At 73.7% G+C, this 26,715-nt stretch carries 18 protein-coding genes; 6 read left to right on the top strand and 12 right to left on the bottom strand.

Features of this window, described 5'->3' with window-relative positions; translation table 11 throughout:
- Nucleotides 1–1,212 carry an FAD-dependent monooxygenase gene (locus AMA02S_RS21720; RefSeq protein ID WP_067461170.1) on the bottom strand — a complete coding sequence of 404 codons (1,212 nt, stop codon included), beginning with the start codon at nt 1,210–1,212 and terminating at the stop codon, nt 1–3.
- 176 nt (nt 1,213–1,388) lie between these two features.
- On the opposite strand from AMA02S_RS21720, the gene AMA02S_RS21715 reads away from it, so the two are divergent.
- Together AMA02S_RS21715 and AMA02S_RS21710 are read left to right on the top strand one after the other, a co-directional pair.
- On the top strand, nt 1,389–2,138 hold the full coding sequence (locus tag AMA02S_RS21715) for an IclR family transcriptional regulator (protein WP_218005079.1): 750 nt from the start codon (nt 1,389–1,391) through the stop codon (nt 2,136–2,138).
- A gap of 174 nt (nt 2,139–2,312) precedes the next feature.
- Nucleotides 2,313–3,566 carry a HEAT repeat domain-containing protein gene (locus AMA02S_RS21710; protein WP_067461168.1) on the top strand — a complete coding sequence of 418 codons (1,254 nt, stop codon included), beginning with the start codon at nt 2,313–2,315 and terminating at the stop codon, nt 3,564–3,566.
- A gap of 43 nt (nt 3,567–3,609) precedes the next feature.
- Here the strand turns inward: AMA02S_RS21710 and AMA02S_RS21705 are convergent, their stop codons facing one another.
- The 7 genes from AMA02S_RS21705 to AMA02S_RS42055 are packed head-to-tail and all read right to left on the bottom strand — an operon-like array spanning nt 3,610 to nt 13,340.
- A complete protein-coding gene (locus tag AMA02S_RS21705; protein ID WP_067461167.1) occupies nt 3,610–4,044 on the bottom strand; it encodes a hypothetical protein in 435 nt (144 codons plus the stop codon).
- Nucleotides 4,045–4,064: 20 nt separating this feature from the next.
- Nucleotides 4,065–7,949, bottom strand: coding sequence for a tetratricopeptide repeat protein (locus AMA02S_RS21700; protein WP_067461166.1), 3,885 nt, complete (start codon nt 7,947–7,949; stop codon nt 4,065–4,067).
- On the bottom strand, nt 7,946–9,193 hold the full coding sequence (locus AMA02S_RS21695; RefSeq protein ID WP_067461165.1) for a hypothetical protein: 1,248 nt from the start codon (nt 9,191–9,193) through the stop codon (nt 7,946–7,948). The genes AMA02S_RS21700 and AMA02S_RS21695 overlap by 4 nt, the downstream gene beginning before the upstream one ends.
- Nucleotides 9,190–10,974, bottom strand: a complete 1,785-nt coding sequence (locus tag AMA02S_RS21690) for a hypothetical protein (protein ID WP_067461164.1) — start codon at nt 10,972–10,974, stop codon at nt 9,190–9,192. Before AMA02S_RS21690 ends, AMA02S_RS21695 begins: the two co-directional genes overlap by 4 nt.
- Before the next feature lie 4 nt (nt 10,975–10,978).
- The gene (locus AMA02S_RS21685; protein WP_067461163.1) at nt 10,979–11,926 is read right to left on the bottom strand and encodes an AAA family ATPase; all 948 of its coding nucleotides are present in this window, start codon (nt 11,924–11,926) and stop codon (nt 10,979–10,981) included.
- Nucleotides 11,923–12,888, bottom strand: coding sequence for a hypothetical protein (locus AMA02S_RS21680; protein ID WP_067461162.1), 966 nt, complete (start codon nt 12,886–12,888; stop codon nt 11,923–11,925). Before AMA02S_RS21680 ends, AMA02S_RS21685 begins: the two co-directional genes overlap by 4 nt.
- On the bottom strand, nt 12,885–13,340 hold the full coding sequence (locus tag AMA02S_RS42055) for a hypothetical protein (RefSeq protein WP_067461161.1): 456 nt from the start codon (nt 13,338–13,340) through the stop codon (nt 12,885–12,887). Before AMA02S_RS42055 ends, AMA02S_RS21680 begins: the two co-directional genes overlap by 4 nt.
- Nucleotides 13,341–13,506: 166 nt before the next feature.
- Here AMA02S_RS42055 and AMA02S_RS21670 point away from each other — a divergent pair, with 166 nt between their 5' ends.
- The 3 genes from AMA02S_RS21670 to fdh all read left to right on the top strand — a co-directional run bounded on the left by AMA02S_RS21670 (nt 13,507) and on the right by fdh (nt 19,107).
- Entirely contained in the window at nt 13,507–15,021 is a 1,515-nt protein-coding gene (locus AMA02S_RS21670) for a molybdopterin-dependent oxidoreductase (protein WP_369688399.1), read from the top strand.
- 47 nt (nt 15,022–15,068) lie between these two features.
- Nucleotides 15,069–15,695, top strand: coding sequence for a fasciclin domain-containing protein (locus AMA02S_RS21665; RefSeq protein ID WP_067461160.1), 627 nt, complete (start codon nt 15,069–15,071; stop codon nt 15,693–15,695).
- A 160-nt stretch (nt 15,696–15,855) separates the two neighbouring features.
- Nucleotides 15,856–19,107 carry a formate dehydrogenase gene (fdh, locus tag AMA02S_RS21655; RefSeq protein ID WP_169806871.1) on the top strand — a complete coding sequence of 1,084 codons (3,252 nt, stop codon included), beginning with the start codon at nt 15,856–15,858 and terminating at the stop codon, nt 19,105–19,107.
- Between the two features lie 20 nt (nt 19,108–19,127).
- Here the strand turns inward: fdh and selD are convergent, their stop codons facing one another.
- From selD to selA, 3 genes are read right to left on the bottom strand one after another with little or no spacing between them, the layout of a single operon-like run.
- Complete coding sequence (selD, locus tag AMA02S_RS21650) at nt 19,128–20,141, bottom strand: selenide, water dikinase SelD (RefSeq protein ID WP_067461158.1); 1,014 nt, start codon at nt 20,139–20,141, stop codon at nt 19,128–19,130.
- Nucleotides 20,138–21,973: a selenocysteine-specific translation elongation factor gene (locus AMA02S_RS21645; RefSeq protein ID WP_067461157.1), complete on the bottom strand. Its 1,836-nt coding sequence runs from the start codon at nt 21,971–21,973 to the stop codon at nt 20,138–20,140. The genes selD and AMA02S_RS21645 overlap by 4 nt, the downstream gene beginning before the upstream one ends.
- Nucleotides 21,973–23,322, bottom strand: coding sequence for an L-seryl-tRNA(Sec) selenium transferase (selA, locus tag AMA02S_RS21640; RefSeq protein ID WP_067461156.1), 1,350 nt, complete (start codon nt 23,320–23,322; stop codon nt 21,973–21,975). Before selA ends, AMA02S_RS21645 begins: the two co-directional genes overlap by 1 nt.
- 38 nt (nt 23,323–23,360) lie before the next feature.
- On the opposite strand from selA, the gene AMA02S_RS42050 reads away from it, so the two are divergent.
- Nucleotides 23,361–23,636, top strand: coding sequence for a hypothetical protein (locus AMA02S_RS42050; protein WP_157430758.1), 276 nt, complete (start codon nt 23,361–23,363; stop codon nt 23,634–23,636).
- Here the strand turns inward: AMA02S_RS42050 and AMA02S_RS21635 are convergent.
- On the bottom strand, nt 23,567–26,662 hold the full coding sequence (locus AMA02S_RS21635) for an AfsR/SARP family transcriptional regulator (RefSeq protein WP_067461155.1): 3,096 nt from the start codon (nt 26,660–26,662) through the stop codon (nt 23,567–23,569). The two genes, AMA02S_RS42050 and AMA02S_RS21635, sit on opposite strands and share 70 nt — an antisense overlap.
- Between the last annotated feature and the right edge of the window lie 53 nt (nt 26,663–26,715).

Raw genomic sequence — 26,715 nt, 5'->3', positions numbered from 1 at the left:
TCAGCCCGCGGCGGGCGCGCCGGCCATCGCGATGTCGGGGTCGTACTCGTAGATCCAGCCGTTGGTAACCAACGGGTCGATCTCGGTGAAGGACGTGTCGCGGGCACGCTGGTCCGGCCCGTCGGGGAGGTGGTTGATGTCCGACCGCGCGTGGCTGACCTCCTGCAACCTGGTCGTGCGGGGAAGGCGCAGGGCCTCGTAGCGCCGCAGCGCCCGGGCCGGGTCGGCGCCGTCCTCGGCGAGGCACTGGGCCAGGACCGCCGCGTCCTCGATCGCCTGCGCGGCTCCCTGCGCGAAGAAGGGGAACATGGGGTGTGCGGCGTCCCCGAGGAGCGTCACCGGCCCCCGGCTCCATCGCGGAAGCGGCGCGCGGTCCAGCAGCGCCCAACGGCCCGGTGTCTCCGCGGCCCGGATGAGGTCGACGAGCCTCGGGTCCCATCCGTCGAACTCGTGGAGGAACTCCTCGATCGTCGCCTGTGCCGTCCACGACTCCACCGAGTCGTCTCCCGCCGGGGCGAAGGCCACCAGGTTCACGAACCTGCCCTCGGAGATGGGGTAGTGCACCAGGTGATGACCTGGACCGATCCACAGAGTCTGCGCGCGCCGCCGCGCGAACGACGGCGCGCGGTCGCCGGGCACCAGGGCCCGGAACGCGCACAGGCCGGAGTAGGCGGCGGATTGCGGTTCGGCGATCGTGCCCCGGACCACGGAGTGGACGCCGTCGGCGCCGATGACGATGTCCGCCTCGACCACCTCGCCGTCCTCGAATCGCATCGACGGGCGTTCGTCGCGCACGGTGATCGCGGTGCAGCGTTTGCCGAGCCGGACCGTCCCCTCCGGGACGGCGCGCCTGATGACCTGCAACAGGTCGGCCCGGTGCACCGTGTAGGTGTGCTCGCCGTAGAGCCGTTCACAGGCCGTAGCGAGGTCCTCGGCGGACAGGATCGTCCCGTCCTGCCAGCGGCGGAACTCCCACCCGACGTCCAGTTGGACGGCGGTTCGCAGCAGGGTGTCCATGATGCCGAGCCGGCGCAGGAGGCGGGCGGCGTTGGGGGCCACCACGAGCCCGGCACCGACCTCCTTCAACTCCGGCGCCTGCTCGTACACCGTGCTGCGCAGACCCGCCCGATGAAGGAAGGCGGCGGTCGCGAGGCCGCCGATCCCGCCGCCGAGGATCGCGATCTCCGGTGTCCTGATGTTCGCCCCGAGCATCTCAGTTCTCGACTCCCGCAGTCGTCCCCTGCTTCCAAGCTGACGACGCCATGCTGCCCGGTCGGTCGGTTCGAAGGCGCCGAGTTGGCCATCCTATGAACATCGTGGGCTACCATCGCAGGCCAAGCGACAAGGAGGTTCCTCTCATGCCTCGGACGAGTGAGCCCGGGAGGAGCGTGAGCTCCCGCCTCTTGGAGGTGCTCTTCGCGTTTCAGCCCGATCAGAGCGTTCTCAGTCTCGCCGACCTCGCGCGCAGGACGGGGCTGCCCCATGCGACCGTGCGCAGGCTGGCCATGGAGCTCACCGGCGTCGGCGCGTTGACCCGGCAGCACGACGGCCGCTTCACCATCGGCCTGCGGCTCTGGCAGCTCGGGACGCTGGCCCCGCTCACCGAGTCGCTGCGCACCCAGGCCCAGCCCTTCATGGAGGACCTCTACACGGCGCTCCACCAGCACGTGCAGCTGGCCGTCCTCGAAGGGACGGAGGCCGTGATCATCGAACGGCTGTCCGCGCCCAAGGCGCCGGAGCTCGTCTCCCAGGTGGGAGGGCGGCTGCCGCTGCACTGCTCAGGAGTGGGCAAGGTGGTCCTGGCCCACGGCGGCGGCGAGCTGATCGACCGGGTGCTGGCCGGCCGGCTGCGCCGGTACACGCCCCAGACCACCGTCGACCCGACCGTCCTGCGGAGCGAGCTCGCCGACTGCCGGCGCACCGGCAACGCCGGCGTCCGGGGCGAGCTCACCGCCGGCGCCGACTCGATCGCGACGCGGATCGTGGACGGCGACGGCCGCGTCGTGGCGGCGTTGTCGGTGGTGGTGCGCACCGGCTCGATCAACCACCAGTCCGTGCTCCCGTCGGTGATCGCGAGCGGTCTCGGCATCTCCCGCATGCTCGGCTGGCGCCCGGGAACCAAGATCCGTGACATGTGACTGCACTTGTTTCAATCCCGGCCCAGGAGCTCGCCTGGCGGCTCGCCCCCGACCGTGCTTGGGCTCCCGGGAAGCCGTCCCAGGAGAAGGCCGTACCGCAGTGGTGGGTTCCAGCGGCCGCGTTTACTCGTGAATTTCCGCCGCACTGGTGCCGGGCGTGCGACGCTCAGGGCCATGTTGGAGAGACTCGACACCGTCGACTGGGCCGGCCTGACCCACGCTTACGGCTATGCCACCGATGTGCCCGACCAGATTCGCTTTTTGCGCTCGTTCGATCCGGACGTCCGCGCCAAGAGCCTCGGCGAGCTTTACGGAAACGTTTTCCACCAGGGCACTCGCTACGAGGCCAGTGCTCATGTCGTGCCGTTCCTGCTGGAGTTGCTCACCGATCCCGCGACGCCGGACCGGTCGGCGATCCTCGGACTGCTGGCGAGCCTGGCCGTGGGCTACGGCGAGGAGTATCTGCCCGCGGGCTATCCCGTCGCCGAGCATCGCGCCGCCGCGGCCGGCGGTGACGAACTGCTGGCCGCCGGCAGGGCCTACACCGATGACGAGGAGGAGGAAGAAGACGAGGAAGACGAAGACGACGACGGTGACTGGGTGGACGAACCCGCCCTCTTCACCTACATGCAGACGCTCGATCCCGCCGACGACAACCGGCTCGGCGCGTACATCGCACTGGCCGCCTATGACGCGGTGCGCGCCGGGCTGCCCCTGATCCTTCCGCTGATCACCGATGCCGACGCCGGAACCCGCACGGCCGCGGCCCACGTCCTGGCCTGGTTCCCGGAGGCGGCCACGGACAGCCTGCCCGTGCTGGTGTCGGGCGCGGCCGACCCGGACCCGGCCGCCGCCGCTACCGCCCTGGTGGCGATCGGGCTGCTCGGCTCGACCGGGGCCGAAACCGTGTTGGAGACCGCGTTGGATGATCCGCGGGACGTGGTGCGCTGGGGTGCCGCCATCGGGCTGGCGCGGATCCGCGCCGAGGAGGCGGGCCCCAGGGTCGCCGCCGAGTTGCACGGATGGGTGGGCCGGGACGGGGCCCCGCACGCATCGATCCCGTTCCTCGACGGCGACCTCCGGGGCTATGCGGCCAGGTCACTTCCGTCGCTGGGCGACACGTACGCGGACGACTCGTTCGCCGTTCTGCTGGACCGGCTGCCGAAAGTGTCCGGGATCGAGGCGCTGCCGGTCGCCGAAATGGCTCTGCACATGGCGTTCCCGGACCCGCCGCTACCCACCGGAACCCCTTTCGCGGCCCTGGACGAACGCCAGCGGCGATTGGTCCGTGTCCTCGCCGACTCGCCGGGGACGTGGCGGATAGACGGAGTGACTTTCGGTAACTTCACCATGCTCGTCAACGGCCACGGGCTACCGCGTGATCCCGAATCGATGGCCCGGTACATTGCCGGGACAACGGTCACCTGATTCCGGGGAATGGTGCGCCGTCCGCGCGGTGGGCGTCAGCGGGTCAGGAGTCGCGAACCTGGTCCCGGCCGATGCTCTGGCCGATGGAACCGCCGTGGATGTCGCCCCCGAACACGTAGTGGCCTTCGACCCGGTTGGTCATGCCGATCATCCTGTAGTGCCCGCGTTCGGACGGTGCGAGCAGCGGGGTCAGCACCTCGTTCAGGAGATGCTGGAGGACGGAGGCGAAGCCCGGTTCCCTGATCAGGATCTCCGTCAGCCGGTGAAGCCACTCCGCGACGCACCTTGCCTCGATCTCGTCGTCGCCGCGGGCGTGGGCGTCCTCGACGCGGGCGCGGGTCTCGATCAGGCGCTCCACGATCTCGTCCCCGCCCATGGGCGCCAGGGCCTCGGCGCACGCCCCGAAGGCACGTGGCCACGCGTCCGTGGCCATGACCTCCACGAGCGCCTTCCCCACGGCCTCGACCCTTGGTTCCACCGCAAGCTCCTGGTCTTGTCCTAGTCACTACCGTACGGCGTCCTCAGCCAGTCGCGTACCTTCAGCGAGTTGCTGAGCGCGGTGGTCGAGCGTTCGGCGGGGTTCTCCTCATAGATGCGCAGCGCTTCACCGACGGCGGCCAAGCCTTCCTCGGACCTGCCGAGCGAGCCAAGGTGGAGCGCGTGGTTGTTCAGCGCCGCGGCGAGGTCGAGGCGGAACAGGCGTGGCCGCTCGCCCGCGAGCCGCCGGTACAGGCCGACGGCCTCCTGGCTGCGCGTCACGGCCTCCTCGCGGCGGCCGAGCGCCGCGAGGTGCGAGGAGAGGGCGGTCAGGGTCCCGGCGAGGCGCGGGAGCGCATCGGGGTTCTGTCCGGCCAGGCGACGGTAGACGGTGACGGCCTCCGCGGCGGACTGCGCGGCCTCTTCGGTGCGGTTCAGGACCCCGAGGGTCTCCGACAGGCTGCTCAGAGCGGCCGCCAGATCGGCGTCGTGGAGGCGGGGACGGTTCGCGTTCAGGTTCCGGTAGTGGCGGACGGCCTCCATCCCGCTCACCACGGCCAGCCCGACCACACCGAAGGCCAGCCCCCACTGGGAGAGGTTGACCAGGCTCTTCGCCAGACCCGAGGTGAACTTCTGCGGTTGCCTGGCCGCGAGACCGCGGAAGACCTCGACGGCCTCGCGGGCGGCCTCGACGCTCGCCTCGAACCTGCCGAGCCCCGCCAGGTGCACCGAATGGTTGTTCAGGCTTCGCGCGAGGTCAGGCAGGTATCTCGCCGGCTCCGAGGCGGCTAGGTCCCGGTTGATGGCGACGGTCTCGGCGGACACCTCGGTGGCTTCTTCGAGACGTCCCGCCTGCCCGAGGATCGTCGCGAGGATGTCCAGGGACGCGGCCAGCCCGGGACGGTCCGCGGCGTTCCCGCGCAGGATGTCGACGGCCTCCGCGCCGGATGAGACGGCCTCGTCGAAGCGCCCCAGTTCGTTGAGCTGGAGCGCCAGGTTCTCCAACGTCTCCGCCAGGTCGCCATGGAACGCCTCCGCGTTCATGGCGGCGAGCCTCCGGCGGAGGGCCACGGCCTCCTCGATCATCGCGAGTCCGGCGTCTCCGTCGCCCAGGTTCCACAGGCGGCGGGACAAGTTGCTGAGGGCGACCGCCAGATCGGGGAGGTAGGCGTCCGGGTTGACCGCGGCCAGGCCCCGGTAGATGTCGGTGGCCTCCTCGACGGCCGCCAGACCCTCGTTGAAGCGTTCCTGCTCTCCGAGGAGGAGCGAGTGGTTGTTGAGCGCCGCCGCCAGATCCGGCAGGTAGGCGTCGGGCCGCAGGTCCGCGAGCCGCCGGTGGATCCGGATGGCCTCCTCGACGGCGGCGAGCGCCTCCTCCAGGCGGCCGGCGTTCCCCAGCCGGACGGAGAGGTTGTCGAGCGAACCGGCGAGCCCGGCCTCGAACGCGCCGGGGTTTGCCTCGGCGAGACCCCGCTGGATCCGCACCGCCTCGGCCGCCGATTCCGCGCCCTCGGCATCCCGGCCCAGCTCCCCCAGCCTGCGCGAATGGTTGTGCAGGCCGGCAGCCAAGGACGGAAGGTGGGACTCCGGCTGCGCCTGGTAGAGCGCCACCGCCTCCTCGGCCGCGGCCAGACCCTCCGCCGACCGCCCCATGTCGGACAAACGCGCGGAGAGGTTGTTCAAGAGCCCGGCCAGGGTGGGCGGATCGGCGTCGGACTGCCGCCGGTAGAGCGCCACGGCCTCCTGGACGACGGCCAGGCTCTCCTCGCGCCGGCCCAGGTCCGCCAGGGCGAGCGACTGGGCGTTCAGGGTAGAGACGAGCTGCGACTCGAAGATCACGGGATGCTCGGCGGCGAGCCTGCGCATGACGTCGACGCTCTCGGTGAGCCGCTGGAGGCCCTGCTCGTGCCGCCCCAGCCGCCCGAGGTGGCGGGACGAGACCGTGAGGGAGTCGCCGAGCGCGCCCGCGGCGACGATGTCGCCGCGCTGCGCATCCACCATCGCGCGCCGGAGGGCGATGGCGGTCGCCGCCGCCTCCTCGGCCTGCTCGTACATGCCCACGTTGGAGCGCAGGCCACTGAGCTCCATGTAGAGCCTGCCCTGCCGCGCCGTGTCGCCTTTGGTCCGAGCGAGGCGGGAAAGGAACAGCCGCTCGCCGAGCACGGCGCGAGCGATGTCGAGGTCGATGCGACGCTCGTCGGGCAGCCGCCGGTCGATAGTCTCCAGGACGTCCGGGTCCACGCCGTCCAACTCGGCGAGCCGGAGCAGGACGGCGCCACCGGCATCGATCGCCGGGGCGGGATCGTCCAGCAGGATGGCGTTGAGGCGCTGCGCCATGGCCGGCCAGCGGCGTGCGGTCTCGACCAGGACGGCGAGGGCCGAGGGTCCCCGTGGCGTCGCCAGGAGTCCCGCATGCACCCACTCTTCCGGAGTCGAGTGATCGGTGGGGAGGTGGACCGCGACGAAGTCCTCGCGGAGGGCGTCGGGGGAGATGGGCTGCAAGGCCATGCCGGGGGCCGGAGGGGGGTAGCAGTACGCGTGGTCCCGCACCGCCTCAGACAAGTCGTCCGTGATGCCCGCCGCCCGGAGGAGCCCTTCGCACTCGTCCTCTGGCACCGGCCCGAACAGGGCGGCGACCCACGTGACCCGCGTCATGGCTTCGACTGACGTGGTGATGACCTCCCTCTCCCGCAGCGAGGCCCAGTGCGAGCGCTCCGCTCCGACCAGCACGGTCGCCACGCCGCGATGGTCACCCGCCTCATGGACGCCGAGCACGGCGCTCAGAGCGGCCATGTGGATGTTGAGGACCTGCCCAAACCCGGGGTCGTAGTGCAGGCCGGCCGGCGGAGTCATCAGCGTGCTGTCGGGTTTGCGCCCGTACAGCCTGGCGAACCGTTCGACGGCGGACGTGAACGCCGCATCACGGGTCGCGTCGTCGTCCGCCAGGGGTCCAAGGGGCATGGCGCCGGTCTCGACCCGGCTGTCGCCGAGCCGGTCGGCCAGCGCCAGCCACCAGGCACCCGCCGGGCGGGCGACGAGCAGCACGCGAACGGGGGTCGTCCGTTGCAGTGCGACGTCGTCGAGCATCATGAGCAGGTCATCGGTCGGCCAGGTCTCGGTGTAGTCGACGACGAGGAGCAGGCCATGCTTCGCCGGGCCGGCAGCCGAGGAGCCGGCGGGGGGTCCGGCCGCGGAGGCCGCGGAGTCAGGGGCGAGGTGTCCGCCGTCGAGGTGCGCCGCCATCACCTCCCAGCCCGCTGACCGGCCGTACCGGGCCAGCTCGGCGGCGAGACGGCTCTTGCCCTGGCCCCCGGGGCCGTGGAGCAGGAGGATCCTGGCCCCTGCCCCGTCCAGCCAGGTCCGGAGGCGCTCCAGCTCGGGTGTCCGGCCGAGGAAGGGGGCGCGTTTCCCGGCCTTCGCGAGCACCCGGCTGGGGAGCAGGTCCCGCAGGGAACCGGTGTCCGCGAGTTCCGGCGGTGGAAAGGGGGTGATCGAGTAACGGCGGCGCGGTCCGGCGAGAGGCTGCGCGGGAACCGGGTCACCGAGAGGCAACGGAACCGGGTGGTCCACGGCGAGCGGGATCGTCCGGAAGGGGACGCCGCCTTCCGTGAGCAGCGTGAGGTGCAGCTCGCCGGACGGGGCGTCCAAGGCGTGCGCGACGAACGTGACCGGCCCGTAGGTCCCACCGAAGCGGTGCACCACCAGCGTCGTGTCGCCGACCGACTCGACGGCGAAGCCCGAGCCGCCGTCAAGCATGCAGCCGATCGCGTACTCCTCCCGCGGATAGGGCCAGGCGTCCAGGGCGCCCTCCAGCTCGACGTCCACGCTCACGAGATAGCTGCCGCCGGCCTCCACCCGCTCCGGCCAGGTGACGATGGGAGACAGGCGGACCTCGGACGCGCTCATGCCGGTTCCGGACGTGAGAGCCGGAGGGTGGTGTCCGGGTGCCCGTAGTACACGTACATGAAGCTCCAGAAGAACCGCTTGTACGCCCCCACGGTGCGGCGATCGGGCTCCCCCGGACGCAGCCGCACCTTCTCCGCGTAGTGGCTCCGGTGTTCGAAGAGCAGACGCGCGAGGTTCTGGGCGCCCTGCCCTGCCCGTCCCACGAGCTTCACGGCGAACAGATGGGAGTGCACCACGCCGATGTCGCCGGCGGTCGCGATGACGGCGCGGGCGCCCTTGCTGAGGAAGGTCTGCGCGAAGCTGCGGGTCGGGGCGGCAAGGTGGGCGGTGTCGGTCACTGGACGGCCGGTGATGCAGGCGTTGAGCAGGACGATCGCCTCGGCCTTCCGCAGGGCGGTCATGTCGTACTCGAAGAGCCGCTCCAGGTTCGTCCCGTTGAGACTGAGTCGGTTGTCCGGGGTGTACTCCCCATGGCACCGGATCATGAGCAGCGAGAACAGGGACTGGGCGGGATCGTCGTCGGCCAGGCCGCGCAGCAGCTTCTCGACCGTGGGCTCGCGGCTCCGCACCACGAAGTCGGCGAACCCGTCGGGTTCCTTGCGCAGATCCTCGGACTCCATCATCAGGATGCCGCCCGAGGCCGCCTGCGGCACCGCGCCGTACTGCCACTCGGCCTCGCCGAACAGCAGGCTGGTCCACCGGGTGACGGGGATGAGCTGGCCGAGCCAGCCGCTGTCACCGGGCCGGCCGGGCGGAGGCGCGTGGTAGCACAGTTCCCACGGGATCTCGTAGCTCGTCACGTCGAAGACGACGAGCTGGGCCCCGGGGGACTCCAGCAGTTCCCTGATCCAGGAGTTCAGCGTGAACTGGCGGCCCCACCAGTTCATCATCCACCGGTAGGTCTCCCCCCACTCCTCGTCCGCGAGGCCGTCGGTCAGCCTGCCGAGCGACAGCCTCTCGTGGGCCTCCTGCTTGTCCAGGTCGTCGCCCGAGTTCGCGGCCCGGACCGTGCCTCGATGGTGGAAGTACAGCTCGAAACTGCGCGGCCCGTACCGGGCGTTCGCCTTGACGCACAGCAGCGCGACGTCGGGCGGGAGCTCGTGGTCCAGCGATACCGTCTCGGCGGTGAACCCCCGGCTCTCTCCGCGGACCTCGATCTCCGGGGCCGGGTCGGGGACGGCCTGCCGCGTCCGGCGCTCCGGTGGTTCGCCGCCGTCGGCGTACACCAGCTCCCGTATCGTCATCGCCGGTCGTCCCTGCGCGGCGCGGTGATCACGGAACCGCCCATGGCCTCCGCCAGGTCGAAGGGCAGACCCGGATACTGGTCGACGTCCGGTGCCAGCACCACCGCCTCGACACCCCGCTGCACCCGCAGCGGGGAGGCGGCCACGAGCGCGGCGGACACTCCCCTGCGCCCCACCGCCGCGCGGACCGTGCCGAGCAGGCTGTCGTCCAGCGGCACGTTGCCGCGGCCGTCGCTGGCCACCACCAGGGAGACCGGCAGGGGGCCGCGCCGCAGGAGGCGCCGCACCTCGGTCACCGCGAGGTCGAGCGCATGCGCCAGCGGGCTGGCCAGGCCGGCGGCACGGCGGAGCGAGGCGAGCACGCGCGGGTCCAGGACGGACCGGGCCCGGTACCGGACGGCCCTCAGCTCGTCGGGGTTGTCGCGGTGACCGAACTCGATCACCGACACGGCGGCGTCGTCGCGGTGCGCGGCGCGCAGGAAGGCGGCCATGCCGGGCGCGGGGTCGAAGTGCCGCCAGCAGGAGTGGTCCAGGACGAGGACGAGGGCGGAACCGGGCTCGGGTTGCCGGCGCGGGCGGCGCAGATCCGCCGGGGCGACCAGCAGGCCCCGGGCGGCGTCCGGGCGGTTCGTGCGGCGTACCCGCTGGAACTTCGCCGCCTCGACCACGGTCGCGACGATCGCGAGATCGCGCAGGTCGAAGGCGGGCCGCACGCCGAGCGGACGGCCCCGCAGTTCCCGCGCCCGCGTGTGCCGACCGCCCGCCGGGCGGAGGGTGCCGAGGCGCGGCAGGGCGCCGGCCTCGTCCTCGGGATACGGCCACGCCTGTTCGGCGACGGCGGCGGGCAGGGGCACGGCCGGGCCGGAGCGACCTGCCACCGGGCGGGGGGCGGGGGCCGTGGCGCGGGTGCCGCGGACGTCTCCCGCTGGTGGAGGCGGCGGCGGCAGGGGGCGGGGTTCGGGGCGGGCGCTCGGGGCCGGTTCCGCCACGGGCGGGGAGGCGGGAGCCGGACGGCGCGGGATGCCGAGCATCTCCGCCGCCTCCTCGACGTGGGCGGCGCCGGTGGCCGCCGCGCCAGCGAAGCCCGCCAGCAGCCGTGCGGCCCGGGCGAGCGTCAGGTCCCGGCGCCTGCTCGGGCCGGGCGGGAGGAAGTCCAGGACGCGGCGGACGGCGTCGCCGGACAGCGGCGGCCCGCCCGTCCCGTCCGGCGCCTCCACCTCGGGCAACCCCCGCATGAGCGCGGCCTCCTCGGCGGCCAGGCCGGTCTCGCCGGCCGCGTCCGCCGCGCCGGTCCACTCCAGGTAGAGCCGGTCGGCGCGGACCCGGATCGGGAAGCGGTCCAGCAGGTGCGCCGAGAGACCGGCGACCTCGGCGCGCGGGGCCGCCGCGAGCCACCACGTCCGCGGCTGCCATCGCAGGCTGCGCCCGAGGACCTCGGCCGTCGCCAACTCGGCTCCGGCCATGGTCACGATCGTCTGGGCCACCGGCGGGTCGACCCGGGCGAGATCGGGGACTATCACCACGGCGCCGCGCTCCGCGGCGAGCGGGCCGCGGACGGTACGCAGCACGTCGCCGTCCAGGCGCGTCTGGACGAAGAGGTCCTCGGTCCCGGCGTGCGCGCCGAGGACCAGCGGTTTCGGCGGGCCGGGCAGCGCGCCGGCGAGCCTGCGGGCCAGCGGCACCAGCAGCGCGGGTTCCAGGTCGTAGAAGAGGGCGCCGCCCAGCCGGGGCTCGGCCGCAAGGCAGCGCAGCAGCGTCCGCACCTGGTCGAGGGAGGCCACGCGCTCAGCCGTCCCGCAGCCGCTCGGCCACCAGGGCGTCGTCCGTGTCCTCCCAGATCGGAAGGCTGCCGGAGTCGCCGTTCGACCGGCGGTGCACCAGCGCCGGACGGGCGACGGCGGCGACGTGGCCGGTCGTGACCTCGGTGTCGCCGTCGATGGCGGCGCGGGCCCGCGCGGCGCGCGCGAGGACGAGTTCGCCGCGGTGCCCCGCCAGGCCGAACGCCCCCGCGAGCCGGGCGCACGCGGCGAGCGTGCCCGGGGCCCAGCCGACGTCCCCGACCCGCGCCTTCGCCTCCTGGAGGGCGGCGCGTCTCTGTTCGTCACGCCGCCTGGCCTCCTGCACCTGGGCGGCGTCCGGGTCGTCGTGGAAGGTCAGTACCGCCTCCATGATCTCGGCCCGGCGCTCCTCGTCGTTCTCCGGCCGGACCTCCGCCACCAGGCCGAACCTGTCGAGGAGCTGCGGGCGGAGGCTGCCCTCGTCGGGGTTCATCGTGCCGACGAGCGTGAACCGTGCCGGCACGGACTCCTCGGCGAGGTTGTCGCGCTGCACGTTGAGGACGCCCGTGGATACCACGTCCAGGATGATGTTGACGAGGTAGTCGTCGAGGAGGTTGATCTCGTCGATGTACAGGATCCCGGCCGCGGATCTGGACGCCTCCACCAGCAGCCCGTCCTGCGCCTCGGGCTTGCCCTCCATCAGCTTGTCGATCTTCCAGCCGCCGAGGACGCGGTCGTCGGTGGCCCCGATCGGCAGCGTGACGGGCAGCTCGCCGGTGAGCATCAGGGTGAACGCCCGCACGGTGGTCGTCTTGGCGGTGCCGCGCTGGCCCGTCGCGAGGACGCCGCCGACGGCGTCGCTCACGTAGGCGATCTCCAGCGCGGACCGCAGTTCCTCCTGCCCGACGATCAGCGAGTACGGGAGGACGGAGGAGGCCGGGTCCAGGTCGGTCACTTCTGTTCCTTGTGCACGATGTAGCTCTCGTTCTTGATCGAGACGTACCTGAGGTCGTGCGGCAGCGGCACGCCCTGGCGCCAGTGGTCGCTCCATCGCCCGTTCAGCGTCCGCTCGTCGGCCGGCTTCTCCGGGGGCTTCATGCGCAGGGCGCTGAGGAGGTCCGCCCGATGCAGGTCGACGGCCACCTCGACGCTCTCGGTGTAGGCGAGGGCCGCGTGCACGGCGCCCCGGTAGCAGATCCCAGCCAGTACCGAAGGGACGATCGCAAGAAGCACCCACGGTCCGGACGCCGCCAGCAGCACGATTGTGGCCACCGCGGTGACCGCCATGGTCACCGCCATGCGGGACGCCATGTCCAGGCTGTCGCGGCGGTCGTCCACGATCTCCCGGACCCGCTCGCCCAGCAACGGGTAGAGCCTCGGCCACGCCGTCACCACGTCGAGCCCGTAGGCGCGGCCCACCCCGTCCTCCATCGCCGCGAGGACGTTGCCGAGCGCGGTCGCCCGAACGAGGTGGCCGGGCAACGGGAAGCGGCGCCGCAGTTGACGGCCCGCCGCCCCGGCCCGCTGGATCTCCTCGGCGCCGGGAGGCGACCCGGTGGGTACGGCGGCGGTCTCCAGTCTCTTCTTGCTCCGGTGCTGCCACCTGAGCCTGAGCTGCCATCCGCGCACCGGCCCCTGGGGTGCCGCCCCCTCCAACCCGCGGACCAGCACGAGCTGAAGCGGGTGGAGGACGACGGCCACGAGGGTGATGCCGAGTGCCAGGAACACCACCTGCGCCAGCCCCAGCCCCGAGGCCGTCTTCCAAGCGTCCTTGAAGCGCAGCGGACCCCAGGCTCCCGCCCAGATCAACAGCAGCAACCACAGCGTCGCGGCGTAGACGGGGAAGTAGCCGACGAGGAAGAACCGGCGCCCGAATCCCGCCTCCCCGGGCGGCTTGACCAGCGCGTCCAGCTTCACGGGGCGGCCCCGGCGAGCCGCAGCTCCATCGCCCCGTGTGTTGGGCACCTGGGCAGGAAGCGCTCGTCGTAGAAGGACCTGTATTCGGTACCGCAGCTCGCGTGGCCGCAGGCGAACTCCAGCAGCCGGTAGCGCGTCGACCCGCCCAGCAGGACGGCCCGATCACCGGCGCCGAATTCGCCGCCCGCCGTGATGTCCTCGGCGCCGAGGACACGCTCCCGCGTGCCGACGGCGACGCGTACCCCGTCGCGGACGAGCATCAGCCGGCCGAGATGCGGCCCGGCCCTGAACCGGGCCGCCAGCTCCTCGGCGAGTTCGTCGGCCTCAAGGTCGGAGTCGTAGCCGAACTCCCCGTCGACCTGGGCGGCCGCCAGCGCGCCCTGGCCGCAGATCTCCGGGTCGATGAGCCCCCCGAGTTCTCTCTGGACCTGCCGCAAAGCCTCGTCGTCCAACGCACCGTCCCCGTCCGTTCAGCCCGGATCAGGCCGTATCCTCCCATTTTCCGAAAGGGCGAATCGTCGCGTTCGACTGAATGCGGCCATACCGCGACTGGCCGCTACCGGCCGCCGTCTTCGAAGTCGCACCCATCCGCGGAGCGTGCGGCCCCGAACACCGGTCGTGACAAGCAGACGATGGGCCGCGGTCGGCGGCGTCCTCGCGGCGGCGGCCGCGATGGGGTCGGCCGAGCTGGTGGCGGGCGCGCTCGGCCGAGCGGAGTCCTCGCCGCTGCTCGCGGTCGGGGCCGGGTTCATCGACCTGACGCCGGTGTGGCTGAAGGACGTCGCGATCCGGCGGTTCGGGGACGACGACAAGACCGTCCTGCTCGTCGGGCTCGGCGTCGGGATCACGGTCGCGGCGCTCGGGGTCGGGCTGCTGGCGCGGCGCCGACCGCGCTGGGGACTCGCCGGAATCGCGGCGTTCGGGCTGGTCGGCGTGGTCGCGGCGATGACCCGGCCGGGAGCGGACCTCGTCGACGCCGTCCCGGCGGTCGCCGGTGCGGGCGCGGGAATGGCCGCGCTGACGCGCCTGACGCGTGCCACCCGGCCGGACCGGGCCGGCGGCACGGACGGCGGACGGCGGCGGCTGCTGGTGACCGGCGCGGGCGTCCTGGGCGCGGCCGTGGCCGGTGGGGTCGTGGGACGGCTTCTGCTGCGGCGCGAGGACGTCTCGGCGATCCGGGCGGGAGTACGGCTTCCCGCCCCCTCCAGCCCGGCAACGCAGGTACCGGCGGGAACACAGGTACGGGTGCCGGGAATGACGGCGTTCCGGACGTCCAACCGGGACTTCTACCGCGTCGACACCGCGCTCACCCTGCCCCAGGTCGACCCGCGTGACTGGACGCTGCGGATCCACGGGATCGTGGACCGGCCGGTCGAGTTGACGTTCGAGGACCTGCTGGCGCGTCCGCTGGTCGAGCGCGACATCACCCTGGCGTGCGTCTCCAACCAGGTCGGCGGGGACCTGGCCGGGAACGCCCGCTGGCTCGGCACTTCGCTGGCGGCGCTGCTGCGCCGGGCGGGGGTGCGGGCGGGAGCGGACCAGATCCTCTCCCGGTCGGCGGACGGCATGACGCTGTCCACTCCCCTGGCGGCGGTGCTGGACGGGCGGGACGCCCTCCTCGCCGTGGGCATGAACGGCGAGCCGCTGCCGGTCGCGCACGGCTTCCCGGCGCGGCTGGTCGTCCCCGGCCTGTACGGATATGTCTCTGCGACCAAGTGGGTCGTCGATCTCAAGGTCACCCGTTTCGCCACCGACCGGGCGTACTGGACGCGACGCGGCTATGCGGAACAGGCGCCGGTCAAGACCTTCTCGCGGATCGACGTGCCGAAGCCGCTGGCGCGCGTCAGGGCCGGACGTGTCGCGGTCGCCGGAACCGCGTGGGCCCAGCACCGCGGCATCGACGCCGTCGAGTGGCAGGTCGACGACGGGCCCTGGCGGCAGGCGCGGCTGGCGCCCGTCCCGGGCCTGGACACCTGGCGGCAGTGGGTCGCCGAATGGGACGCCACCCCCGGCTCCCACACCTTGCGCGTCCGCGCCACCGACGGGACGGGCGCGACGCAGCCCGCGGACCGCGCCCCGCCGCTCCCGGACGGGGCCACCGGCTGGCATTCGGTGGTGGTCACCGTGACCTGACCGCGCGCACACCGTCCAGCACAGTTCATCCAGAAGAGGAGTTCACCATGTACCGCAACCGCATCGCCGCCGGCGTCCTGAGCGCGGCCGCCCTGACCGCCGTGCTCACCGCCTGCTCCGGCGACGGCGACGACAGCGCGGCCGAGACCTCGCCGACGTCGGCCGCCCCCGCGAACGCCGGTGCCGCACCGGCGACGGACAAGCCGTTCGGCCCCGCCTGCTCGGCCGTCCCGGCCTCGGGCGAGGGCAGCTTCAGCGGCATGGCCACCGACCCCGTCGCGACCGCCGCGTCCAACAACCCGGCGCTGTCGACGCTGGTGACCGCGGTGAAGAAGGCCGGGCTCGTCGACACGCTCAACTCCGCCAAGGACGTCACCGTGTTCGCGCCGACCAACGAGGCGTTCGAGAAGATCCCGAAGGCCACCCTGAGCAAGGTCCTCGCGGACAAGAAGACGCTGACGAGCATCCTCACCTACCACGTCGTCGGGCAGCGGGTCGCGCCGAGCGGCCTGGCGTCCAACAGCTTCAAGACGCTCCAGGGCGGCATGGTCGCCACCAGCGGCTCCGGCGAGAGCTTCAAGGTCGGGGACGACGCCAGCGTCGTGTGCGGCAACGTGCAGACCGCCAACGCCACCGTCTACATCATCGACACCGTCCTGATGCCCCCGAAGTAGGGCGCGGGAGCGGTCCTTCGAGCGGGACGGCCGGGCACGCGGGCACCATTGCCCGGCCGTCTGCCAGGGTCACCGGGATCCCGCAAGCGGGGTGTTTCGCGGTTCCGCGGTCGGGTACGGGCCGGCCATCCGCGGGGGTGCCCTGGTGGGAGGCGGTGACATGGGCGTTCGCAGCTGGATTGGATCATGGCCCGTCTACCGTCAGTTCACCGGCGGCGACCCGCTGGGCCGCGGCGCGGCCGCCAAGAGCGCGGGCACCGGGCGGCTCGCCGCGCGGGTGAGCACCGCCGACCGGGTCGTCAAGTCCGTGTGCCCGTACTGCGCGGTCGGATGCGGGCAGGACGTGTACGTCAAGGACGGGCGGGTCACGCAGATCGAGGGCGACCCGGACTCCCCGGTGAGCCGCGGACGGTTGTGCCCGAAGGGCTCGGCGAGCCTCCAGCTGACCACCGGGTCCGCCCGCGAGTACGGGGTGCTCTACCGGCGCCCGCACGGGACGCGATGGGAGCGCCTCGACCTCGACACGGCCATGCACATGATCGCCGACCGGGTGATCGCGTCCCGGCGGGACGGCTGGCAGTGGGACGAGGACGGCACGCGGGTGCGGCGCACGCTGGGGCTGGCGAGCCTCGGTGGCGCCACGCTCGACAATGAGGAGAACTACCTGATCAAGAAGCTGTTCACCGCGCTCGGCGCGGTGCAGATCGAGAACCAGGCCCGCATTTGACACTCCTCCACCGTTCCCGGTCTGGGAACCTCGTTCGGACGCGGCGGCGCGACCACCTTCCAGCAGGACCTGCAGAACTCGGACTGCATCGTCATCCAGGGCTCGAACATGGCCGAGTGCCATCCGGTCGGGTTCCAGTGGGTGATGGAGGCGAAGGCGCGCGGGGCGAAGCTCGTCCACGTCGACCCGCGGTTCACCCGGACGAGCGCGGTCGCGGACGTGCACGTCCCGCTGCGCGCCGGCAGTGACATCGCGTTCCTGGGCGGGATCATCAATCACGTCCTGCGGAACGAGAAGTACTTCCGGGACTACGTGGTCTCCTACACCAACGCGTCGGTGATCCTCTCGGAGCGCTTCCGCGACACCGAGGACCTGGCCGGGGTCTTCTCCGGGCTGGACCCGGAGTCGCGCAGCTACGACCCCCGGACCTGGCAGTACGCGGGCATGGAGATGCAGTCGGCGGCCGGTGAGCGCGACCTGGAGTACGAGGACCGCACCGAGGCCGTCTCGGAGTCCGCACGCGGCGAGGCGCACGGGTCCGGCGGCGCGGCGATCGGCGAGGGCGAGCCGGAGCGCGACCCGTCGCTGGAGCATCCGCGGTGCGTGTTCCAGGTGCTCAAGCGGCACTTCGAGCGGTACACACCGGAGATGGTGGAGCGGATCTGCGGCGTCTCGCGTGAGCAGTTCCTCCAGGTGTGCGAGCTGGTGACCGAGAACTCGGGTCGCGACCGGACGACCGCGTTCGCTTACGCGGTCGGCTGGACGCAGCACACGGTCGGTGTCCAGTACATCCGGACGGCGGCGATCCTCCAGACCCTGCTCGGCAACATCGGGCGGCCGGGCGGCGGAATCCTCGCGCTGCGCGGGCACGCGTCCATCCAGGGCTCGACCGACATCCCGACGCTGTTCAACCTGCTTCCCGGCTACATCCCGATGCCGCACGCGCACACCAACGAGGATCTGGACGCCTTCGTCCGGGCGGAGGCGGCCCGCAAGGGTTTCTGGGGCAACATGCGGTCCTACTTCGTCAGCCTGCTGAAGGCGTACTGGGGGGACGCGGCGACACCGGACAACGACTTCTGTTTCGACTACCTGCCGCGGCTGACCGGCTCGCACAGCACGTACGAGACGGCGATGGCGCAGATCGACGGCATCTGCAAGGGCTACTTCCTGATGGGCGAGAATCCGGCGGTCGGGTCGGCCAACGCCAAGACCCAGCGGCTCGGGATGGCGAACCTGGAGTGGCTCGTCGTCCGCGACTTCTCGCTGATCGAGTCCGCGACCTGGTGGAAGGACGGCCCGGAGATCGAGACGGGCGAGATGCGCACCGAGGACATCGGCACCGAGGTGTTCTTCCTGCCGGCCGCCGCGCACACCGAGAAGGACGGCAGCTTCACCAACACCCAGCGGATGCTCCAATGGCACCACCAGGCGGTGGAACCCGCGGGGGACGCCCGCAGCGACCTGTGGTTCATGTACCACCTGGGCCGCATCATCCGGGAGCGGCTCGCCGGCTCGACGGACGAGATGGACCGCCCGATCCTCGATCTGACCTGGGACTACCCGACCAAGGGCGACCTCGACGAGCCGGACGCGGAGGCGGTCCTCGCCGAGATCAACGGGCATGACGCCGGCGGGGAGCCGATCTCGTCCTACACCGAGCTGAAACCGGACGGGTCCACCTCGTGCGGCTGCTGGATCTACGCCGGGGCCTACGCCGACGGCGTCAACCAGCCCGCTCGCCGCAAGCCCGGCCGCGACCAGAGCTGGGTGGCGCCCGAGTGGGGCTGGGCGTGGCCCGCGAACCGCCGTGTCCTGTACAACCGCGCGTCCGCCGACCCCGACGGCAAACCGTGGAGCGAAGGCAAGGCGCTCGTCTGGTGGGACGCCGAGAAGGGCACGTGGACAGGTCACGACGTGCCCGACTTCGTCGCCGACCGGCCGCCCGGCTACAGGCCGCCGCAGGACGCCGAGGGCCCGGACGCGCTCGCCGGGGACGACCCGTTCATCATGCAGTCGGACGGCAAGGCATGGCTGTACGTCCCGGCGGGCCTGATGGACGGGCCGCTCCCCGCGCACTACGAGCCGCAGGAGTCGCCGTTCACGAACCCGCTGTACGAGCAGCAGCGCAACCCCGTCCGGCACCTGCCGCCCGCACATCCCGACAACCGGTACGCACCGAGCGGGGACGCGCCCGGTGCGGACGTCTTCCCGTATGTGGCGACGACGTACCGGCTGACCGAGCATCACACGGCGGGCGGCATGTCACGCTGGCAGCCGTACCTGGCCGAGTTGCAGCCCGAGTTCTTCTGCGAGGTCTCACCGGAGCTGGCGGCCGAGCGGGGCCTCGACCACGGCGGCTGGGCGACGATCATCGCTCCGCGGGGCGTGATCGAGGCCCGCGTGCTGGTCACCGGGCGCATGGCGCCGCTGACCGTGGACGGCCGGACGCTGCACCAGATCGGCCTCCCCTACCACTGGGGCCCGAACGGCTACAGCCGCGGCGACGCCGCAAACGAGCTGCTGCACCTCGCCCTGGACCCGAACACCCACATCCAGGAGGCCAAGGCGCTCGCCTGCGACATCCGGCCGGGCCGGCGGCCGCGCGGCCCGGCGGCCCTGGCGCTCGTCCGCGCGTACCGCGACCGCGCCGGGATCACCGACCGGACCGGCACCGAGCTGTGACGCGCACCGGATGACGGTGCTCACCGGATGAGGAGGGCGTGCTCCCCGGCGGGTACCAGCTCGCCGATGACGGGGGCGCCGGGGATCTCACCCGCGATGAGCAGGCCACCGGAGGTCTGGGCGTCGGCGAGCAGGAGACGGGTGTCCTCGTCCGCGCCGCCGAAGTCGGTGTGCGAGGCGACCCAGTCGAGGTTGCGGCGGGTGCCGCCGCTGACGTACCCGGCGGCGACGGCCTCGCGCGCGCCGTCCAGGTAGGGGACGGCGGCGGCGTCGACGACGGCGGTCACACCGGACGCGCGCGCCAGCTTGTACAGGTGCCCGAGCAGCCCGAACCCGGTCACGTCGGTGGCGCAGACGGCACCCGCGTCGAGCGCGGCCGCGGACGCCTCCCGGTTCAGCGCGACCATCGCGGCGACGGCGTGCTCGAACACCTCGCCGGTCGCCTTGTGCCGGTTGTTCAGGACGCCGACGCCGAGCGGCTTGGTCAGCGTCAGCGGCATCCCCGGGCGGCCCCGGTCGTTGCGGAGCAGCAGTTCGGGGTCGGCGACGCCGGTCACGGCCATCCCGTACTTGGGTTCCACGTCGTCCACGCTGTGGCCGCCGCCGACATGGCAGCCGGCCTCCGTCGCGATGTGCAGGCCGCCGCGCAGCACCTCGCGTGCCAGCTCGAACGGGAGCACGTCGCGGGGCCAGGCCAGCAGGTTCACCGCGACGAGCGGACGGCCGCCGACCGCGTACACGTCCGACAGCGCGTTCGCGGCCGCGATCCGGCCCCAGTCGTACGGGTCGTCCACGACGGGGGTGAAGAAGTCGGCGGTGGCGACGACCGCCATCCCGTCGGCGGCGCCGGGGAGCCGGACCACGGCCGCGTCGTCGCCGGTGTCCAGGCCGATCAGCAGCTCGGCGTTCTGCGCGGGGGATCCGAGCGCGGCGAGGCCGCTCACCACCTCCTCCAGCTCGCCGGGCGGGATCTTGCAGGCGCAGCCGCCGCCGTGCGCGTACTGGGTCAGCCTCTGTCGCTCGATGGTCGTCATGATGTCCCTTCGGTGTGCACGCGGCAGCGCCGCCGGAGGTCGTCCACCCGAACGGTGTACCCGCGCGCGTCGAGATGCTCCATCAGCGGCACCGCGACGCGACGAGTGGTGCCCAGCGCGCGCCGAGCGTCACTCAGCGTGAACGGCGCGTCCAGTCCGGCGAGCACCGCGGCGGCCCGCGCGTCGTCGCCGGGCAGCAGGACGATCCCGTCGGCGAGCCGCAGCAGCGCGCCGGAGGCGGCGGCGGCGGCCAGCAGCCTCGGGGTGAGGCCGAGCTCGGCGAGCCGCCCCGCCTCGGGGGCGCGGAAGGGCGCCCCCTCCAGATCACGGCGGACGGCGGCGACGGCCTCCCGGACGCGCGGCGGCAGTTCGGGCGCGGTGGCGCTTCCGTAGATCCGGCCGCCGCGCCGCTGGAGCCCGGCGAAGCGCCCGGCCGGTGATCCTGCGGGCGGGCCGGCGGTACCGGACGCGAGGGCCTCGACCAGCGCCCGATCGGGCAGGCCGAGCGCGTGGCGGGCGGCGTCGGCGGGCAGCCCCGGGTCGGTCGGGTTGCGGGCGGCGTGCTCCTCGACGGCCGCGACCAGACGGGCGCGGAGCGCGTCCCAGTGGCCGGGGTCGGCGAGCCAGTCCCCCGCGACGGGCTCGCACGGGACGGGAACGCCCATCGCGACCAGCTCCGACCGGCGAATGAGGCCGCGGCGGCGCAGCTCGTCCGCACCGTCCGGGCGGCCCGTCATGGCGGCCAGCTCCCGGGCCCGCGCCGCCGCCGCGCCACGGCGCGCGAACCGCTCCGGCCGGACGTCCAGCACGGTGACGCCGGCCGGGACGCGGTGCCGTCCGGGGTCGCGCAGCAGCGCGACGTCGCCGACCCGCAGGGGGAGCGCGCGCTCGGAGCTCAGCCGCGCCGTGTCCGCGCCGAGCGGGCGGACGCGCACCGGCACGGCCGCCGTGCCCACATGCAGCATCAGCTGTTCCGGCAGGTCGTGCGCCCGGTCACCGCGCAGCCGGACGTCGATCACGTCGGCGGTGAGCCAGCGCCCCGGTGTCAGGAGGGCGTCGCCGCGGCGGATCCCGTCCGTCCTGGCTTCACCGTGCAGGTTGACGGCCACGCGTGCGACGGCGCCCACCGCGTCCCGGTCGCGTTTGAGGCTTTGCAGGCCCCGGACCCGGAACGGAGCGCCGCCCGCCGCGGGCACCAGGCGGTCGCCGGTGCGGATCGTGCCGGCGCCGAGGGTGCCGGTCACGACGGTGCCCCTGCCCTGGACGGTGAAAACCCGGTCCACCCACAGCCGCACGTCCGCCTCCACGTCCGGCGAGGGCAGCGCCCCGGCGAGCCGTCCGAGGGCGGTGCGCAGGTCGGCCATGCCCTGCCCGGTGGCGGCGCTCACCGTCACGTGCGCCACGTCCCCGAGGGATGTGGCGGCGAGGCGGGCGAGCGCGTCGGCGCGGACGTGCGTGGCGGCGCCCGGTTCGGCGAGGTCCGCACGCGACACCACGAGCAGCCCGTGCCGGACGCCGAGCGCGTCCAGCACCTCCAGGTGCTCGGTCGACTGCCGCTGCCAGCCCTGGTCGGCCGCGACGACGAACAGCACCGCCGGGGCCGGGCCGACCCCCGCGAGCATGGTGCCGACGAGCCGCTCGTGCCCCGGCACGTCCACGAAGGCGAGAGGACCGCCGCCGGCCCCGGGGAGAGCCGTCCAGGCGAAGCCGAGCTCGATCGTCAGGCCGCGGCGGCGCTCCTCCTCCAGCCTGTCGGGTTCCATCCCGGTCAACGCCCGCACGAGCGTGGACTTGCCGTGGTCGACGTGGCCGGCCGTGGCGAGGACGTGCATCAGGTCCCCTCCACCGCCGGTGAAACGGCGCGCACCGCCGCCGCGATGTCGGCGTCCCGCTCGCCTGGGACCGCGCGGAGGTCGAGCAGGCACCGCCCGTCCTCCACCCGGCCCATCACAGCGGGGGCGCCCTGCCGGAGGCGGGCGGCGTAGTGCTCCAGCAGCGACACGGCCGCGCTCGGCAGGACGACACCGGGCGCACCACCTCCCCCAACCGCAGCGTCACTGGCTACCGCGCGCGCGTCCACGCCGTCTTGGCGGAGCGTCGCGGCGAGCCGTTCCGCTCGGTCGCGCAAGGTCCGGACGTCTGCGTGCAGGGCCTCACTGGTCGGGGTGCGTGGGCCGCGAAGTGTCGCTTCCAGCGCGGCGAGCGTCAGCTTGTCGACGCGCAGCGCGCGCGCCAGCGGGTGCCGCGCGAGCCGCCGTACGAGGTCCGCGCGCCCGAGGATGATCCCGCACTGCGGCCCGCCGAGGAGCTTGTCGCCGCTCGCGGTGACGAGGTCGGCGCCCTTCGCGAGGCTGGTGGACGCGTCGGGCTCGTCCGGCAGCATCGGTTCCGGCGCGAGCAGGCCGGAGCCGATGTCGGCGACGACGGGCACACCCCGATCCCGCAGGTCCGGCAGCCCGGCCAGCTCCGCGATGTCGGCCTCTCGTGTGAAGCCCGTCATACGGAAGTTGGACGGGTGGACCTTGAGCACGAAGCCCGTCTCGTCTCCGGCCGCCGCTGCGTAGTCGGCGGGCGCGGTCCGGTTGGTGGTGCCGACCTCGCGCAGCCGGGCCCCGGTCGCGGCGAGCAGCTCGGGGATGCGGAAGCCGTCGCCGATCTCCACCAGCTCGCCCCGGCCGACGATGATCTCGCGGCCGCCGGCGAGCGCCGTCGCGGCCAGCACGAGCGCCGCCGCGCCGTTGTTGACGACGTGCGCCGCCTCCGCGGCCGGTACCCGCTCCAGCAGCGCCGCCAGCACCGACCGGCCGCGCCGCGCCCGCGCGCCGGTCGCGAGGTCGAGCTCCACGTCCGTCGCGCCGGAGGCTACGAGCGCCGCGTCCCGCGCCGCCGCCGACAGCGGGGCGCGCCCCAGGTTGGTGTGCAGCAGGACACCGGTCGCGTTGACCACCGCCCGCAACCCCGACGCGGTCTCCGGCAGCGCCGCCACCGCCGAGTCGGCCACCGCGCCGGGCGGGATCTCCCCCGCCCGCGCTCGCTGCTGGGCCGCGGTGACGGCCGCCTTCACCACCCCTCGCCCGAGCCGCCCGGCCGCCTCGCTGAGCCGCGGATCGGCGAGCAGGACGTCCGTCCGCGCGATCCGCCGCCGCCCGTCCTGCCCGACCGGCGCCACGTCACGATCCATGCCGCCAGCATCGCACGCGGGGACTTCCGCCGTCGTGCGTGGTCAGGCGGGGAGAAGGAGGTCGGCGCCCGCGGCGATGCCGGTCGTCGACCGGGACGGGCATCGCCTCGCGGTCGTGGTCACGGGCGCGCAACGGCGCCGGGCGGCTGCTCGTGCCGGGGCTGCTCGTCGCGGCGGCGGGAATGGCCGGGCTGATGCTGCCGGGCGGCCACGCCGTGGTCGTGCTCGTCGCCACCCAGACCGGCTACCCGGCGGCCTTGGTGCTGACCGGCGCGGTCACGCTGCTCGCACTGCCCCTGGCCCGCCGCGCCTGAACGATCCGGGCGGTGATCCGGTCGACGTCACCGCGTTCCGCCGAGGGCAGCGGCGCCCCGGCGGACGCGCGGCGCGCGGACGCGGCGTCCAGCGACCGCGCGGCTTCCTCGATCCGCCCGGCGAGGGCCTGCGCGCCCGCGGTGCCTTCGAGCGCCAGCGCGACGGCACGCGGGTTGCCGGTGGCGCGGGCCGCCGCCAGCCCCTCGGCGTGCAGGGCGAGGGCCGCCGCGGCGTCGCCGCGCAACTCGGCGATGAACCCCAGTTCCGCCAGCAGGAACGCCAGGCCGGGCGCGCCGTCGATGTCGCGGCACCAGTCCAGCCAGCCGCGCAGGGCCGCCTCCGCCTCGTCCAGCCGGCCGCGCCGCCGCGCCGCGAGCGCGAGCCCGACGTCGGCGAAGTGCTCCATCCGCCGGTGCGACTCGCGGACGGCGAGCCGCCTCGCGCGCTTGTGCAGGGCGTCAGCGCGTTCGTGGTCGCCCATGAGCAGCGCGATCCGGCCGAGACGCGACAGCGCGCCGGACGCCGCCGCCCCCAGCCCGAGTTCCTCGGCGTCGCGCAGGCCGCGCTCATGCAGCCGGGCCGCACGGGCGTGGTCGCCGGTCACCTCGGCGACGAGGCCGAGCGTCTCGGTGGCCTGGAGGCGCCCCCACCGGTCGCCCGCCGCGCCGAACAGCTCCAGGGCGCGATCACCGTCGCGGGCCGCCGCGTCGAGGTCGCCCGCGACGACGGCCTGCGCGGCGCGGGTGGAGAGCGCCGCCGCCTCGCCCCAGCGGTCGCCGAGGGACCGGAACCCCGCGAGCGCCTGCCCGGCGAGGCCGGCGATCTCGGGGAGGTCACCGAACCCGGCCCGGACGGAGCCGAGGAACCATTCCGCCCACGCCCTCCCCCACGCGTCGTCGATCCCGTCGTATCCGGAGAGGGCCGCACGACAGCGTTCGTCACGATCTGCGCCATCGCCGTCGAGCATGGTGAATCCGGTGTGCCACGTCCGTGCTCTGGCCACTGCGACGGGCGTCCCTCCTGGGACGGCCAGGGCGTGCGCCAGCGCGCGCCGGGCCTCGCTCACGCGGCCCAACAGGAACCAGGACCAGCCCATGGCGTTCACCAGCCGCAAGGCCGCGTCCGCGTCGCCGCTTTGGACGGCGGTGTCCAGCGCCGTCCGCAGGTTGCTCGCCTCTGCGCGCATGTGCGTGAGGGCCTCGCGCTGGTCCGCGCCGCGGAGGCGTGGTTCGACCCGTTCGGCCAGCGCCGCGTAGTAGTGGACGTGACGCCGCCGCGTCTCCTCGTACTCGCCGGCGTCGCGGAGCCGTTCGAGGCAGTACGCGGCGACCGATTCCAGGAGGCGGTAGCGGGGGCCTTCGCCCACCACGACCAGCGACCGGTCGACGAGACGCGCCAGCGCATCGATCTCGCCCCCGCCCACCTCCGCGGCGGCGTCGAGCGTCGCGCCGCCCGCATGGACCGCGAGACGGCGCAGCACCGCCCGCTCGGTCGCGTCGAGCGGCTCCCAGCTCCAGTCGATGACGGCGCGGAGCGTCCGCTGCCTGGCCGGGGCGTCCCGGGTACCGGCCGACAGCAGCCGGAACCGGTCGTCCAGCCGCCGCGCCAGTTCGTCCACGCCCAGTGCCCGGACGCGGGTGGCCGCCAACTCCAGCGCGAGCGGGATGCCGTCGAGCCGTGCGCAGATCGCCGCCACGGCGCCGGAGTCGCCCGCGCCGAGCGCGAAACCAGGCGCCGCGTCCGCCGCCCGCGCCGCGAACAGGTCCGCCGCGTCGGGCGCGGACAGCGGCCGGACGGTCCAGAGCCGCTCCCCCGAGATGCCGAGCGGTTCCCGGCCGGTCGCGAGGACCCGCAGGTCCGGGACGTCCCGCAGCAGCGCCGCGACCAGCCGGGCCGCCGCCTCGACCACGTGCTCGCAGTTGTCCAGCACGAGCAGGACCCGCTTACCGCGCAGCGCCTCCGCCAGCCGCCCACCGGCGGTCCCCTGCGTCCCCGCGTCGTCCCGCAGCCCAAGCACGCCCGTGACCAGCCCCGCCAGGTCGTCGACGGTGGCACCACGCGAGGCGCCCTCGTCCAGTGGGACGATCCAAACGCCGTCCGGGTAACGCTCCAGAACCAGCCTGGCCGCCGCCACCGCGAGCCGTGTCTTGCCGACGCCGCCCGGCCCGTGCAGGGTCACCAGGCGCGAGCGGTCCAGCAGGCCCGTGACCGCGCCCAGCGCCGCGTCCCTGCCGACCAGGCCGGTCACCTCGGCAGGCAGGTTCGTCGCCGGGGCTGGGCGGGCCTCGGCCGGGTCCTGGCGGAGGATCGCCTGGTGCAGGGCGATGAGCGCCGGGCCCGGGTCGGCGCCCAGATCGTCCCGAATCCGGCGGCGGTGCTCGTCGTAGGTCGCGAGGGCCTCGGCCGGGCGGCCCGTCCGGTACAGGGCACGCATGTAGGCCGCGCGGAGCCGTTCCCGCAGCGGATGCTCGTCCACGAGCCCGCGCAACTCGGCGGCCAGGGACTCGTGTTCACCGAGGTCCAGCCGCGCCTCGGCCCGCCCTTCCAGGGCCGTGAGGCGCAGTTCGTCCAGGCGAGCGACCTCCGGTGCGGCGAACGCGGCGCCGGCGAAACCCGCGTAGGCGGGCCCGCGCCACAGCCCGAGCGCCTCGTCCAGCAGGGCCGCGCGGACCGCCGGATCGGCGGTCTCCCTGGCACGCGCCGCGAGATCACCGAAACGCCCCGCGTCCTCGGGCCGGGCGTCCAGCCGGTAGCCGGGCGGGTGCGACTCCACGAGCGCGCGGGCACCCGGCTCGGCGTCCTCCAGGGCGCGCCGGAGCTGCGAGACGCGCGCCCGGAGCGTCGCCGCCGGGTCGGCGGGCAGCGCCTCACCCCACAGGTCGTCGATGAGCCGCCCGGACGGGACGACCCGCCCCGCGTGCGCGAGCAGGTCGGCCAGCAGCATGCGCACCTTCAGGTCGGCGACCCGGACCGGCGCGCCGTCCCCGGCCCGCACCTCCAGCGGACCGAGCACCCCGAAGCGCATACCGCCACCGTAATGCCGCCCGAACGGTTCCCGAACCCTCCCGCCGCAGGCTG

The organism is Actinomadura macra NBRC 14102, from assembly GCF_001552215.1.
GTDB lineage: Bacteria > Actinomycetota > Actinomycetes > Streptosporangiales > Streptosporangiaceae > Spirillospora > Spirillospora macra.
Note: the sequence above shows the minus strand (reverse complement) of the source record. Positions and strands in the feature narration are given on the sequence as shown.